The sequence below is a fragment of the Shimia sediminis genome, assembly GCF_003990645.1.
GTDB classification, from domain to species: domain Bacteria; phylum Pseudomonadota; class Alphaproteobacteria; order Rhodobacterales; family Rhodobacteraceae; genus Shimia; species Shimia sediminis.
Window position 1 is genome coordinate 194,798 of sequence record NZ_RYZK01000003.1, and the last position, 13,843, is coordinate 208,640.

Sequence of the window (13,843 nt, forward strand, 5' to 3'; positions counted from 1 at the left end):
TGACTGCTTCGTCAAAACAGCGTTCAGCCCGATATAATCAACTGCCCCGCCAAGGCAAGGCGGCTTCCTGTGTTTCAACGTTCTGGTGCACCGTGGCGCGCCGAATCCGGCGTATAGACGCAGTTCTTCTGCGCGGGCGTATCAAAATCGAACCCAAATGCGTCCACATCGGCCTTGTACCAATCGGCAACGATCTGAATGGTTTCCTGGGTGTAAATCTCGTGATATGGGGGAGCTTTCAACCCGCTCCGGTTGCGGTCACGTATTTCAATGTCCCCAAAGTATGCCAAGGTTTCGTCTCTCAGGTGTTCCTGACGCAAGACATCGCAGGCAAGATTTCCTGTATCATCTACGATGTAATCCAGCTGTGGGTACCAACCATGTATGGCTCGGTGCCAATAAAACGGTCGGTTAGCAAATTCATGCCTTTCTTCAAGAAAGGCCTCAAAAGCCTCCCTGGAATAGTCCACATCGTGCCCCTCGCGTTCCAGATATTTGTATCTAAAAGTGAAGCGGGAATAGGCCCGTGACCAAGGGTTACGTACTATTGAAACTGAGGTGAGTGAGTTTCTGACCTTGGGATTGATGTCACGCAGTCGCGCATGTTGCGACCCATGGTGGTGACCGTTTTCCGCCATGACCCGAAAAAGCTCTTGGGTGTACTTTTTGCTGACATGAAAAAACGGATCAGAAAAAAGCACTCTCCGACGCATTTCCCTACTGTTGCGGTAGGTCATACCAGCGTTCTTGGGAATATGAATGAAATGAAATTTTGCAATGCCCAGTTTGAACCGGGCAATTGCTTTAGCTTGTCTCATTGTTAGCATGGGAGCCTGTCAGATCAGTCGTCAGACTTTTCTTTCTTCTCACGCGGCTGCTGAGGGATTTCCTCGCCGGTTTCCTGATCGACGATCTTCATCGACAGGCGCACCTTGCCACGGTCATCAAAGCCCAAAAGCTTGACCTTCACGTCCTGACCTTCTTTCAGAACGTCCGACGGGTGGTTCAGGCGACGGTTTTCGATCTGGCTGACGTGCACCAGGCCGTCGCGCTTGCCAAAGAAGTTCACGAAGGCGCCGAAATCGACGATCTTCACGACCTTACCGTTGTAGACTTCGCCGACTTCCGGCTCAGCCACGATCGCGTGGATCATGTCATAGGCTTTCTGGATCGAGTCACCGTTCGGCGACGCAATCTTGATGATGCCATCGTCGTTGATGTCGACCTTGGCGCCCGACACTTCGACGATCTCGCGGATCACTTTACCGCCCGAGCCGATCACTTCACGGATCTTGTCGGTCGGAACCTGCATGGTCTCGATGCGCGGTGCGTGGATCGAGAAGTCCGCAGCACCGTCCAGTGCCTTGTTCATCTCGCCCAGGATGTGCATCCGGCCGTCCTTGGCCTGGGCCAGGGCTTTTTCCATGATCTCAGGCGTGATGCCTGCAACCTTGATGTCCATCTGCAAGCTTGTGATGCCGTTTTCGGTCCCGGCCACTTTGAAATCCATGTCGCCCAGGTGGTCTTCGTCACCCAGAATGTCGGTCAGGATCGCATAAGAACCGTCGTCTTCCAGGATCAGGCCCATGGCCACACCGGCAACAGCGTTCTTCAGCGGAACACCTGCGTCCATCATGGACAGCGAACCACCACAGACCGAGGCCATCGACGACGAGCCGTTGGATTCGGTGATTTCCGAAACAACGCGCACGGTATAGGGGAAGTCGGTTGCCGCAGGCAGAACCGCCTGAAGCGCGCGCCATGCCAGCTTACCGTGACCCACTTCGCGACGACCGGGAGGGCCCACGCGGCCAGCTTCACCAACCGAATAGGGCGGGAAGTTGTAGTGCAACAGGAAGTTCGAACGGAAGTTGCCGTGCAGCGCGTCGATGATCTGCTCATCGTCGCCGGTGCCCAGAGTGGTCACGACGAGGCCTTGAGTTTCACCACGGGTGAACAGGGCCGACCCGTGGGTCCGCGGCAACAGGCCGGTCTGACACACGATGTCACGCACTTCGTCGGTCTTGCGACCGTCGATACGGGTGCCGGTTTTCACGACGTCACCGCGCAGGATGCCTGCTTCGAGCTTCTTCATCGCCGAGCTGAGGTTGCTGTCGTCCAGCTGTTCCTCGGTCAGGGCGGCTTTGATCGCGTCACGGGCTGCCGAAACAGCGCTGGTGCGCTCTTGCTTGTCGCTGATGGCGAATGCGGCGCGCATCTGCTCTTCACCAGCGGCTTTCACGGCTTCGTAGAGCTCCGAGTAATCCGGCGCCTGGAAGTCGAAAGGCTCTTTCGCAGCGTCTTCTGCCAGTTCGATGATCAGGTCGATTACCGGCTGAATGGCGTCATGGGCAAATTTCACCGCACCCAGCATCTCTGCTTCGTCCAGTTCGTAGGCTTCCGACTCCACCATCATGACGGCGTCTTTGGTACCAGCCACAACAAGGTCCAGACGTTGGTCGGGGTTGTTGCGCAGGTCCTGCATGTCGTCGACAGTCGGGTTCAGAACGTATTCGCCGTCCTCGAAACCAACGCGGGCGCCGGCAATCGGGCCCATGAAGGGTGCGCCGGAAATGGTCAGCGCGGCCGAGGCTGCGATCATCGCAACCATGTCGGGGTCATTGACCAGATCGTGGCTCAGCACGGTGCACATCACCAGAACTTCGTTTTTGAAGCCGGGGACAAACAGCGGGCGGATCGGACGGTCGATCAGACGCGCGGTCAGCGTTTCCTTCTCGGTGGGGCGGGCCTCACGCTTGAAGAAGCCACCGGGCACTTTACCGGCGGCATAGTATTTCTCTTGGTAGTGAACGGTCAGCGGGAAAAAGTCGAAACCGGGTTTCGGCGCTTTCGCAAACGTCACTGCGGCCATGACCGAGGTTTCGCCCAGAGTGGCGATCACACAGCCGTCGGCCTGACGGGCAACCTTGCCCGTTTCCAGCGTGAGGGTTTCTTCGCCCCACTGCATAGATTTCGTCGTTACGTCAAACATATATCGTATCCTAGTTGGAGGCACTCCCAGGCGCTCCCGGGTCCTCCGTTTCAATGGCGGCCCCATGCCGCCGATCCCTATTCATCCTGGTTTCGGGTGCCGGGATCAGGGCACCACGTCTCAGATGGAGCGGCCATATAGGAAAACAAGTGCTTTGGAAACTGGAAAGTGCAGCCGACTTTTTTCCCCTCGGCCATGAAAATTCCACAGTTTTCGCGGATTGTTGCTCTTTGAGAGAGCAAGGGTCACACTATATTCTGGGTGCGCCCCCATACGCCCGTTACGTCAAAGTGTAGGCATGAAAAAACGAATTCTGATCCTGGTCGCCATGGTCTCGCTGGTGGCGTCCGTCCTGGTGGCAGAAGACCCCAGGCCCCGCATCCTCGCCATGGGCGACAGCATGATGGCCTGGCACAACGTGTCAGGCCGCTCGATCCCGCAGGTTATTTCAAACGAACTGGGCGAACCGGTGGTCAGTCAGGCCATTGGCGGCGCCCGCATCATCTACAACCTGCCGATCAGCGGCGCGATGGGGATGAAGATCACCAACCAGTACCGCAAGGGCGACTGGGACTGGATCGTGGTCAATGGCGGCGGCAATGACCTGTGGCTGGGCTGTGGTTGCACCGCCTGTGACAAACGCCTCAACCGCATGATCTCGGACGATGGCAAAAAGGGCGTTGTGCCGGGCATGGTCAGCAATCTCCGGCAATCCGGCGCGCGGGTGATCTATGTCGGCTACCTGCGCAGCCCCGGCGTTGGCTCGGTCATCGACAGCTGCCGCCCCGCCGGGGATGAATTCGAAGCCCGGATCGAGGCCATGTCAAAACTCGACAAGGGCCTCTACTTTGTCTCCATCGCCGATCTCGTCCCCCACGGCGACCGCAGCTTTCACGGTGTCGACATGATCCACCCCTCGGTGAAGGGGAGTGCAGCGATTGGCAAACGTCTGGCCGAGGTGATCAAGGCGAACGAGTAGGGCGCCTATCGCCAGGTGTGCACGGAGAGTGTTTAAAACGTCATGCGGCTGACTAGCGCGATAAAAGAAAACGTCTGGATCGGCTTTTGCGCAGTTGCAGCATTCTTGATGGGTTTTAAGCTGGATGCAGGACCGCTAAGAGTGGCTGGTATGACTCTGGCATTAGTTTTTGCCTTCACGGTGTACCGGTCGTGTTCGGGTACATCGAGGAATAAATGAGAAATCTAATTTAAGCAGTCCATTTTATACTTAGGCTTCCTGCCCCCACAGATTTTCTACCCCCAACCCCCGCACGCCCTGCGCCTGCAATTCCGCCACCAGCGCCGCGTGGTCCACTTCTTGCACTGTGACCCCCGCCCGGATCGCCATGGCTGCGGCTGTGCCCGTGGCCTGCCCCATGGCCATGCATTGCGGCATGCCCCGGACCGAGGCAAAGGCCGTGGCATCCGCACAGATGATCCGCCCCGCGAACATCAGGTTCTCGATCTCTTCCGGCACCAGTGACCGGAACGGAATTGTGTAATAGCTGCCCGCGCCGACAATGGCGTCATGGGTCATGGCATCGCTGTCCCGCATGACGTCGTCGATCGGGTTGTCGCAACAGACGATGCCATCGGCAAACCGTCTCCCCGCCGCCAGATCCGCCCCGGTCACGCGATACATCGCCTGCAACCGCCGCGTCTCGCGCACCCCCACGGTTGGCCCCAGCATGGTCATATGCGCCGCTTCGAACCCCGGAATGTCGTCGCGCAGGAACGCCGCCATCTGCAACGCCCGCCGCCGCCCCTCCTGCGTGGCGCGGCTGACGGCGCTGGCGTCCGTGCCGTCAACACCGCGGATCACCACCGAGTTGCAGAACACGGTATTCTCGTGAAACCCCTTCATCAGGTACAGTTGCCCCAGGTCCTCATGCAGCCGCCCCTCGGCAATGCCGCGCGCGGCATAGTCACTGAAATAGGGATCGTTGGCTGCAAACACCCGGCCCCAGTCGGCGTTCTCCATCATAAAGGACAGGGTCACGCCCATCATGTTGCCGGTGTCGTCGCCCAGCGTATACGGCACGCCCGCCCGCGCCGACAGATCGCCATCGCCGGAACAGTCTATGACCATTTTCGGGGAGATCCGGTGCAGGCCGTGGCGGTCGTGAAAGGTGACTTGAGCGATGGCGTTGTCCGCCATCACCGGGTCGTGGGCGACGGCATTCAGAAACACCCGCACGCCGGCCTCTTCCAGCATGTCGAACATGGTGGTGATTGCCGTGTCGTGGTCATAGACAATCTCGGCGCCAAAATTTTCCAGCGTGCAGGCCCGCTTTTCCGCCCGTGCGGGCGTCATCGCGAAAAGCCGTCCGGCCAGTTCCTCCATCAGTCCGCCGATGCTGGTGTCGCAGGGATAGGCCGCCCCCCAGGGCATGCCGGGGCAAAAGGCCATGACGCCCCCGACCTTGTTGCCCGCCTCCAACAGCGTGACCGCCAGCCCCTGCCGCGCCGCCGCCACTGCGGCACCAAAGCCCGCCGTGCCGCCGCCGATCACCAGCACATCCGTCGTCAGATCACCCATATCGCGCCTCATCCTGTTGTCCGACCATTAAGAGGGCGCGCTTTGCGACGGCGCAACTCTGTTAACGACTTCCTTAACGGCGCGTTACTGAACAGGGGCGATACCGGGGGCGATACAGGGGGGTGATTCTGGGGAAATGGGTCGGAGCAGAGGTTAAGGTCCGGTGAAAATCAACGTGCAATTCACGAAAAACCGGACCTCTCCATGTTGTACAAATTAGAGAGTCGCCCCGAAAAAAGCTGTACAAAATGGTTACTTCACAAAAAAACGCCCGCTCCAAAGAGCAGGCGTTTTCGTGATCCGAGGGGATCGAATTCTTAGCGACGCAGGCCGAGACGCTTGATGAGGTCCGCATAGCGTGCCTCGTCGTTGCTCTTCAGATAGTCCAGCAATTTACGGCGCTGGGCGACCATTTTCAGCAGACCACGGCGGCCGTGGTTGTCTTTTTTATGGGTCTTGAAGTGCTCGGTCAGGGTAGCGATGCGCGACGACAGGATAGCAACCTGAACTTCGGGCGAACCGGTGTCGCCTTCTTTGGTTGCGTATTCCGCCATGACGCGGGCTTTTTCTTCAACAGTGATCGACATCGGGGTCTCCTATGATTGAGGGTTGAGGGCACAAGCCGGGATGTCGTCCAGCAGGGTCCATGGAGAGAATCCCCTGCAAACACAGGGGATGCGCGCGTATAGGGTATATTTCTGGGAATGAAAAGGGGGTGGTGCGAATTGCCCTGTTCCGGCCCTGTTACACCACCGGTGGCGGCGGCGCCGCATCCTGCGCCAGCAGCACGATATCTGCCGCCGTCAGCCCCGCGCCGCCCTGGATCGAGGCGACCAGCAGACCTTCGACATAGAGGTCGGACTGGTCGGGCGTGTCAGGGTCCTCGCGCAGCTCAACACTGGGTTCAACGCCGCTGGAGGCATCGTACAACAGCACCAGGCTGTCTTCGAGTCCATCAAAGTCGACGATCCGGATCGCCTCGCCCTCGGATGGCCAGTTGTCCAGTAAAATAAGGTCCATGCCGTCGCCGCTGGTCACCCAATCCCCGGCACCCGCGGTGATCGTATCGTCCCCGTCTCCACCATTGAGAAAGTCAGGCCCGCTCGCCGCACTGTCCCCGGCGCCGTAAAGAACATCGTTGCCATCGCCGCCAAACAGGGTGTCGCCGCCCTCGCCCGCGTGCATCTGATCGTCGCCGTAGCCGCCATGCAGGGCATCGTCGCCCTCTCCGCCTGACAGGGTGTCGTCGCCAAAGCCGCCGGTCAGGCTGTCGTCGCCCTCACCGCCGTCGAGAAGGTCGTCGCCCATGTGGCCAAACAAGCTGTCATCACCTGCGCCACCGCTCAGGCTGTCTTCACCGTCTTCGCCATGCAAAAGATCGCTGCCCGCATCGCCGCTCAGGTTGTCGTTGCCATCCTGGCCGTAAAGATGATCGTCACCGTCGTGTCCATGGATCGTGTCGTCACCCTGATATCCGTTGATCTGGTCGTCACCCGCGCCGCCGTTCATCAGCTCGTCTGGTTCCGAACCGGCGATAATCTGGTCTTCCTCGGTTTGTGGGGCGGGGGGCGTGTCGTCGGGAATGTCAGGGAGGCCGAAAAGGTTGTCGATTCCATCCTCGTCAATGTCCAGGGTCTCTTCCTGATCGATGTCTTCATCGACGTCTTCAACCCCGGAGTCAAAGGTCACCATGGCCGCGGCACCCGCAGCCACAAGCCCCAACAGCCCTGCAAAAATCAACATGGTTCACACACTCACCCACAATCGCCCCACGGTATTCTCTCGCAAATCCGGGGGTCAGTAAATCCAAAACTGGGCTGTTGGTTAACGGGCGTGAAGCGGATTCATGTGTTGCCGTCAAGATCGTCTAAGGCACTGATATTCCAATGCTCTGGGCGTTGTGCATAAGCGATGTACAGCGGGTGGCGCGGGTGTCCGGCCTTGGTCACTCCAAGGCAATGAATGTCGCGGCCCGTGGCGCGCAGCACGTCGCGCATGACCTTGCCACGCCCTTTGTGGTCGCCATGCGCGCCCCAGCCCGCCACAATGGTATCCGCCCAAAGGCAGGCGCGGGTGATGGCGGCGTCATTGTCCGGCCCTTCCGGGGCGGGGTGGGCGCGCATCTTGTGAGGGTCGGTTTCGCGCAGGGCAAAGATGTTCACCGCGCAGAAGCCGCCAAAGCCCAACGCCCGGGCCCGCCGTTCGCAGCGCTCGATGGTGGGGTCGTTCTGAACCTCGGTCGCTTTTGACGGGTTCAGCATGATGAAGGTCACGCGGGGGGCCGTATCGTCCCAGACGCGGGTCAGGGCGTAGCGATAGGTCTCGCAATCCGAGTAGTCGGCGGTCGAGGCCGCGTCGTCTTTTTGGTGGTGGCGCGTGATCATAGGGGCCTTGTGCCCGGATTGTGGAGTGCAGGCAAGCTGGCGGGCGTGCGTGGTTAAGAGAGTCTGACCTCGGTGAGCGGGTGTTTGCGGGCACTTGGCGCGAACCGGCCTGAAAACCCTGTGATTAAAGGTCAAAACCCCCATCTCTATCGCGACGGTACTGCGTCGGTGTTTTGGATCTGAACGCAGACCGTTTCAGAAACGCACGGTGCAAGATTCCAACGTGGGATTGTGCCAAGAAAATTCGAATTTTCTTGGCCTCCGGAGGAGAGGCCGGGGAAAGTGGAGATGTTGCTGATAAGCGTCAGACCGAAAGGATGTCTGGCTGCTGGTTGAGGTGTGTTCAGGTCGCGCATACAGCTTGGACGGGAATTGAGTGAGTCGTCGTATGCTGACCATTTTAGCGATTTTGGGAACCTTAACCGTTGGCATGGGCCTCATGGCACTGGTCGACGATCAGGATGACGAGGATCCGGCCTCGGAAAAGGATGAGACCCCCGAAGAGGATGAGACGATTGTCCTGGGAGCCGGGGATCAGGCCGATGGCAGTGAGGACAGTGAGACCTTTGTCGTCACAGACCAGTGGCTGGAGAATCCGGCGGATGAGGATATCCGGGACGTCGAGTATGGACAGTCGCAGATCAAGGATTTCGATCCCGAGGAAGATCAGCTTGTTATTGAAGACCGCACCTCAGCGACGGAAGAGCCCGTGTATCGGCTGTATCGCAATCCCGAGGGCTCCGGGTTCCGGTTGGCGCAGGAAGACGCGCCGCTGCAGAGCTTTGTCGATCTGCCCAATCTGGAGCTGATGGATGGCGAGACGCTGAGCTATACCTACAGGGTGGGTGAAGAAGAGCATACTGTCACCCTGTCGCCCGAGGATTATCCCGAGGGTCTTTCTTTCTATGAGTGGGACGAGGCACAGGCAGCGCACCATGTGCTGTTTGGCGGCAATGGCGGTGACGAACTTCAGACTGGCTCGGGCAGTTATTGGACCTTCCGGGATGATCCCGACGCCTTTAACCATGATCCGGGGTATCTGTCGCTGTTTACGGATGAGCCGGTTTTGGTGGATGGTGGTGACGGCGACGATCACATCTGGGTTGGTCTAAACGCGACGGTGGTCGGTGGCGAGGGGGATGACACGTTCAACATGGTGGCCGACCCGCACGGCGGGCGCGAGGGGGATCCCGCGGAGTTCGTGGATTTCACTGCTGGCGAGGATTCGCTGCATGTCCACTATGCTCTTGGGCCCGAGGCTGATCTGGAGCGCGCGCTGGAGACAACACAGCTGAGCTATGATGTGACCACTGACCGGACTACGTTGACGGTGTTCGGTGATGAGGTGGCGTGCTTTGAAGGGGATCGCACGGGCCTGAGCGTCGGCTTCGCGGCCTTTGAAGAAATTGACAGTGGTGCTGACAGTTTTGACGCCGAAGGCAACCCCATCAGCCGGGATGCGTTGGAGGGCATGGATATTGTCATCATGGATGGCCACGCCGCGATCGTTTATGACGAGTACCAGGTGCCGCCGCCGTCCTGGCTGAGTGCTTAGAGTACAAACACCCGGTTGGGGTGCAGCTCGCCCGCTTTGAACACACCGATGGCGACGGGTTGCCCTTCGAATGAGGCCCAGGCTTCGTCGCCGTAGTCGACATCATGGGCGATGACCATGCCTGCGTTGCCATTGCGCAGGCGGGTGACACCCTCGGGGGTGGCTTTGACCTCTGGGAGATCGGTAAGCGCCTCTTCCAAGGGGCGCAAGTATGTGTCGAGGTCGGGTGACTTGGCCATGTCGTCGATCTGTTCCAGCGTCAGCCCGTCTTCGGCGCGGAAGGGACCGGACCAGATGCGGCGCAGTTCGCGCACGTGGCCGTGGCACCCGAGTGCTTCACCAAGGTCGCGGGCGATGGAGCGCACGTAGCCGCCTTTGCCGCAGGTCATTTCCAGCGTCACGTGGTCAGCGTCGGGGCGGTCGATCATCACCAGTTCCTCGACCCAAAGTGGCCGCGCGGCGAGTTCCACGTCTTCGCCGTCGCGGGCGAGTTTATAGGCGCGCTGGCCGTCGATTTTCACGGCAGAGAACTTGGGTGGCACCTGTTGGATGTCACCGACAAAAGCGCCGAGCGCGGCTTTGATCGCGTCATCCGGCGGGCGGACATCGCTTTCTGCGATGACTTCGCCTTCGGCGTCATCGGTGTTGGTGGCCTGACCCAGACGCACGGTGAAGGTGTAGCATTTCAGATCGTCGGTAATGTAGGGCACGGTCTTGGTCGCTTCGCCCAATGCCACGGCGAGAACGCCGGTGGCGTCGGGGTCGAGGGTGCCGGCGTGGCCTGCTTTCTTGGCGTCGAGCGCCCAGCGGACCTTGTTCACCACCGAGGTCGAGGTGATCCCGGCGGGCTTGTCCACCACCAGCCAGCCCGAAATATCGCGGCCCTTGCGTCTGCGTCCCATGATGCGATCCATATGCAATGTGTGAGGGCGGCGGGGTAGCCCACGGGCGGGCGGCTGTCAATTTGGGAAATGGGGAATGGAAGGGTCCCCGGATCGCTTGCGATCCGGTCCGCGCCCGACCCCGCCCCTCAGAGCGGGCGCAAATTGATCCTGTGGTGTCATCGAGGCGCGACGTGTGTTTTTGCAAACAAGGTTGCGAAAGTTGAAAGGTGCCCACCCTCGGGGTCGGGCGCGAACCTTTGTTGCGCGTTACTTCGACCCTTCGATCACCTTGGTCAGAATCGCCTTGGCCGAGTTGCTGGACCAGTCTGCGTCACCGGTCAGGCGTGCGATTTCCATGCCCTCGCGGTTTATGAGCATCGAGACAGGCAGGCCGAGAACAGCCATTTCGCGGGCGATCTCTTGCTTGGGGTCGCGGTGCAGGGGCAGGTTGTCGACGCCGATCTCGTCAAAGAACTTTTTCAAGGCGGGGACGGGGTTGCGTCCCGTGGCCAGAGTCACGACTTCGAAGTCTGGGCCACCCAGTTCGCGTTGCAACTCGGCGAGCATGGGCATTTCCTTGCGGCAGGGCGCACACCATGTGGCCCAGAAATTCAGGAGCACGACCTTGCCCTTGTAATCGGCGAGCGATCCGGTGCCGCCATCGGCGGTGATAAAGGTCAGTTTGGAGGTTTCGCGCAATTCGGGGTGGAAGTTGAGTTTCTTCATGTCCCCTTGGCGCAATGCAGCCACGGCGCTCATGTCGGGTGCGGCGCCGGTGGTGGCGGGGTTGCGGAGCGCAACAAAGGCGATAGCGGCAATTGCGATTGCCGCAACGCCAAGGTAAACCAGCGCGGACTTTGACATTACTTCATTCCCTCCGAAGGGCAGATCATGACCAAGAAGACCTCGAACCAGATGTGGGGCGGCCGTTTCGCCGCCGGACCGGACGCGATCATGGAGGCAATCAATGCCTCGATCGGGTTCGACCAGCGGATGGCGGCACAGGATATCGCCGGGTCAAGGGCCCATGCGGCGATGCTTGGCCAGACGGGCATCCTGACAGATAGCGATACACAGGCGATCAGGGAAGGGCTGCTCACCGTCTTGTCAGAGATTGAGGGCGGAAGTTTTGAATTTTCCACCGCATTGGAAGACATTCACATGAATGTCGAGGCGCGGCTGAAGGATCTGATCGGGGAACCGGCAGGGCGTCTGCACACCGGACGCAGCCGGAACGACCAGGTGGCGACCGACTTTAAACTCTGGGTGCGCGACCAGATGGACGCGGCGGTCGACGGGCTCCTCGCGCTCATCCGAGCGCTCCTCGCCCAGGCCGAGGCGGGTGCGGATTGGGTCATGCCGGGTTTCACGCATCTGCAGACCGCCCAGCCGGTGACATGGGGCCATCACATGATGGCCTATGTCGAGATGTTCGGTCGTGACATGAGCCGGTTTCAGGATGCCCGCGCGCGGATGAATGAATCGCCCCTGGGAGCTGCGGCGCTGGCGGGGACATCGTTTCCGATTGACCGGCACATGACCGCAGAGGCGCTGGGGTTTGACCGCCCGGCGGCGAATTCGCTGGATGCGGTGTCTGATCGTGACTTTGCGCTGGAGTTCCTCGCGGCTGCGTCAATCTGCGCGATGCACCTGTCGCGCTTTGCCGAAGAGCTGGTGATCTGGTCCTCGGCGCAGTTCCGTTTTGTCACTTTGTCGGATCGGTTCTCGACCGGGTCGTCGATCATGCCGCAGAAAAAGAACCCGGATGCCGCCGAGCTGATTCGAGCCAAGATTGGTCGGATATTTGGGGCGAACACCGCGCTGTTGATGGTGATGAAGGGGTTGCCACTGGCCTATTCCAAGGACATGCAGGAAGACAAGGAACAGGTGTTTGATGCCGCCGACAACCTGATGCTGGCTCTGGCGGCGATGGAAGGCATGGTCAAGGACATGTCGGCCAACCGCGATTCGCTGGAGGCCGCGGCAGGCAGTGGCTTCTCGACCGCGACCGATCTGGCAGACTGGCTGGTGCGGGCGCTGAACATGCCGTTCCGCGACGCGCACCATGTGACGGGTACGCTGGTGGCAATGGCGGAATCCCGCGGGTGTGATTTGCCGGACCTGACCCTTGCGGATATGCAGTCGGTGCACGCAGAGATCACAGACGATGTGTTCGGCGTGTTGGGGGTTCACAATTCCGTGGCGTCCCGGACCTCTTACGGGGGCACGGCACCGGTTCAGGTGCGCGCGCAGGTGAAAGCATGGCAAGAGCGCATCAACGGATAGGCCTGCTGGTTGCAGCCCTTGTTTCACTGAGCCTTGTTGCGGCTTGTGACCCAGGTGGCAGTCCCTACCCCGAGTATGGCAGCCAGACGACCCAGACACAGAACGGCACCGGTGTGACCGTCAGCGGCTCGGCGCGCGTTGGTGCGGTGTATCGTTCGCGGTAGGGCAATTGACTTTGGGCGTTTTCACACCATCTGAAGTGGTGGAGCAATTGAGGTTTTGTCATGAAGAAATTGATTGTTGTGATGGGTCTGCTCGGTGTTCTGGCCGCGTGCCAAACGACGGGCACAACCCAGGTTCGTGCAGGCTATGAGGCCGGGGGCATGTGCAATGGTGGTGCCCATTGCGGTGGCTACAGATAGAAAGGGCCGAATTGTGAGATTGGCATTGATGATGGTGGCATTGTCCGCGCTGGTTGCGTGCCAGACTACGGGCACGCCCACGGCTGTACGCCCCGGCTATGAAGCTGGTGGTATGTGCAACGGTGGCGCGCACTGTGGATATGGCCGTTAAGGATGACGCCAGCCAAAAGCTGCGTTAGGGTGACCGTATCTATTGCGGAGATTTGAGATGCGTGTTCTTGCGGTCTTGTGTGTGGCGTTGTTCGTCGCAGGATGTGGGGTTGATGGCGAGCCTGAAGCCCCAACTATGAGCGGCACGGTCGGCGTGAGCTCGGACGGGGTTTTTGGCCGGGCGAGCGTGCATCGCGGACCGTTTTCAGTTTCGGTGGGGAACGGGCGCAGCTGTTATACCTGCTGGTAATCGAGATTTCCTGAACGATTGACTGCGGGGCCGTTGGACCCGAGGAGTATGATATGTCTTTGTTGCGATTGATTTTTCTGGGGCTTGCGATCTGGGGGGCTGTGCACCCGATGTCCTATTTCGGGCCCTTTGTTCAGGAAAACGGCGCGAGCCTTGCGACGCTAGAGGCGATGGTGGCGGCCTGGAAGGCCAATGAGCTGGTGACCGGCCTGTATTGGGACCTGGTGATCGCGGCGATTGCCTTGACGGTCTGGATTGTCGCCGAGGTCTCGGTCCGGCGGAACTGGCTGGCGCTGATTGCCATCCCCGCGACGTTTCTGATCGGGGTGAGCTGTGGTTTGCCGCTTTATCTTTATCTGCGGTCGCGACCTATCACGTGAATTGAGCGCCTTGCGGCGCGCAGGATATCTCGTCGACGGGCCGTTGGCCCGCCTCCTCGGG

The 13,843-nt window shown here is 59.9% G+C and carries 14 protein-coding genes; 6 read left to right on the plus strand and 8 right to left on the minus strand.

Features of this window, described 5'->3' with window-relative positions; translation table 11 throughout:
- Window positions 1-74 precede the first annotated feature (74 nt).
- Window positions 75-818, minus strand: coding sequence for a hypothetical protein (locus EK369_RS08925; protein WP_127113658.1), 744 nt, complete (start codon window positions 816-818; stop codon window positions 75-77).
- 23 nt (window positions 819-841) lie between these two features.
- Window positions 842-2,992 carry a polyribonucleotide nucleotidyltransferase gene (gene pnp / locus EK369_RS08930; RefSeq protein WP_127113660.1) on the minus strand — a complete coding sequence of 717 codons (2,151 nt, stop codon included), beginning with the start codon at window positions 2,990-2,992 and terminating at the stop codon, window positions 842-844.
- A gap of 298 nt (window positions 2,993-3,290) precedes the next feature.
- On the opposite strand from pnp, the gene EK369_RS08935 reads away from it, so the two are divergent.
- Window positions 3,291-3,971 carry an SGNH/GDSL hydrolase family protein gene (locus EK369_RS08935; RefSeq protein ID WP_164726946.1) on the plus strand — a complete coding sequence of 227 codons (681 nt, stop codon included), beginning with the start codon at window positions 3,291-3,293 and terminating at the stop codon, window positions 3,969-3,971.
- A gap of 249 nt (window positions 3,972-4,220) precedes the next feature.
- Here the strand turns inward: EK369_RS08935 and EK369_RS08940 are convergent, their stop codons facing one another.
- From EK369_RS08940 to EK369_RS08955, 4 genes are all read right to left on the minus strand, one after another.
- Window positions 4,221-5,531, minus strand: a complete 1,311-nt coding sequence (locus EK369_RS08940; protein ID WP_127113662.1) for an FAD-dependent oxidoreductase — start codon at window positions 5,529-5,531, stop codon at window positions 4,221-4,223.
- Window positions 5,532-5,848: 317 nt separating this feature from the next.
- Window positions 5,849-6,118, minus strand: a complete 270-nt coding sequence (gene rpsO, locus EK369_RS08945; RefSeq protein ID WP_127113664.1) for a 30S ribosomal protein S15 — start codon at window positions 6,116-6,118, stop codon at window positions 5,849-5,851.
- A 157-nt stretch (window positions 6,119-6,275) separates the two neighbouring features.
- Window positions 6,276-7,274 carry a calcium-binding protein gene (locus tag EK369_RS08950; RefSeq protein WP_127113666.1) on the minus strand — a complete coding sequence of 333 codons (999 nt, stop codon included), beginning with the start codon at window positions 7,272-7,274 and terminating at the stop codon, window positions 6,276-6,278.
- Between the two features lie 101 nt (window positions 7,275-7,375).
- A complete protein-coding gene (locus EK369_RS08955; protein WP_127113668.1) occupies window positions 7,376-7,915 on the minus strand; it encodes a DUF1643 domain-containing protein in 540 nt (179 codons plus the stop codon).
- A gap of 388 nt (window positions 7,916-8,303) precedes the next feature.
- Between EK369_RS08955 and EK369_RS08960 the strand changes: the two genes are divergently transcribed.
- Complete coding sequence (locus tag EK369_RS08960) at window positions 8,304-9,470, plus strand: hypothetical protein (protein ID WP_127113670.1); 1,167 nt, start codon at window positions 8,304-8,306, stop codon at window positions 9,468-9,470.
- Here EK369_RS08960 and truB read toward each other — a convergent pair.
- Both truB and EK369_RS08970 read right to left on the minus strand, forming a co-directional pair.
- Entirely contained in the window at window positions 9,467-10,372 is a 906-nt protein-coding gene (truB, locus tag EK369_RS08965; protein ID WP_127113672.1) for a tRNA pseudouridine(55) synthase TruB, read from the minus strand. The two genes, EK369_RS08960 and truB, sit on opposite strands and share 4 nt — an antisense overlap.
- 249 nt (window positions 10,373-10,621) lie before the next feature.
- Window positions 10,622-11,218, minus strand: a complete 597-nt coding sequence (locus EK369_RS08970; RefSeq protein ID WP_127113674.1) for a TlpA disulfide reductase family protein — start codon at window positions 11,216-11,218, stop codon at window positions 10,622-10,624.
- A 27-nt stretch (window positions 11,219-11,245) separates the two neighbouring features.
- On the opposite strand from EK369_RS08970, the gene argH reads away from it, so the two are divergent.
- From argH to EK369_RS08990, 4 genes are all read left to right on the plus strand, one after another.
- The gene (gene argH / locus EK369_RS08975; protein WP_127113676.1) at window positions 11,246-12,640 is read left to right on the plus strand and encodes an argininosuccinate lyase; all 1,395 of its coding nucleotides are present in this window, start codon (window positions 11,246-11,248) and stop codon (window positions 12,638-12,640) included.
- Entirely contained in the window at window positions 12,616-12,804 is a 189-nt protein-coding gene (locus EK369_RS08980; protein WP_127113678.1) for a hypothetical protein, read from the plus strand. The genes argH and EK369_RS08980 overlap by 25 nt, the downstream gene beginning before the upstream one ends.
- A gap of 60 nt (window positions 12,805-12,864) precedes the next feature.
- A complete protein-coding gene (locus tag EK369_RS21760) occupies window positions 12,865-13,002 on the plus strand; it encodes a hypothetical protein (protein ID WP_164726947.1) in 138 nt (45 codons plus the stop codon).
- A gap of 453 nt (window positions 13,003-13,455) precedes the next feature.
- Window positions 13,456-13,782, plus strand: a complete 327-nt coding sequence (locus tag EK369_RS08990; RefSeq protein WP_127113682.1) for a DUF2834 domain-containing protein — start codon at window positions 13,456-13,458, stop codon at window positions 13,780-13,782.
- Window positions 13,783-13,843: the final 61 nt, after the last annotated feature.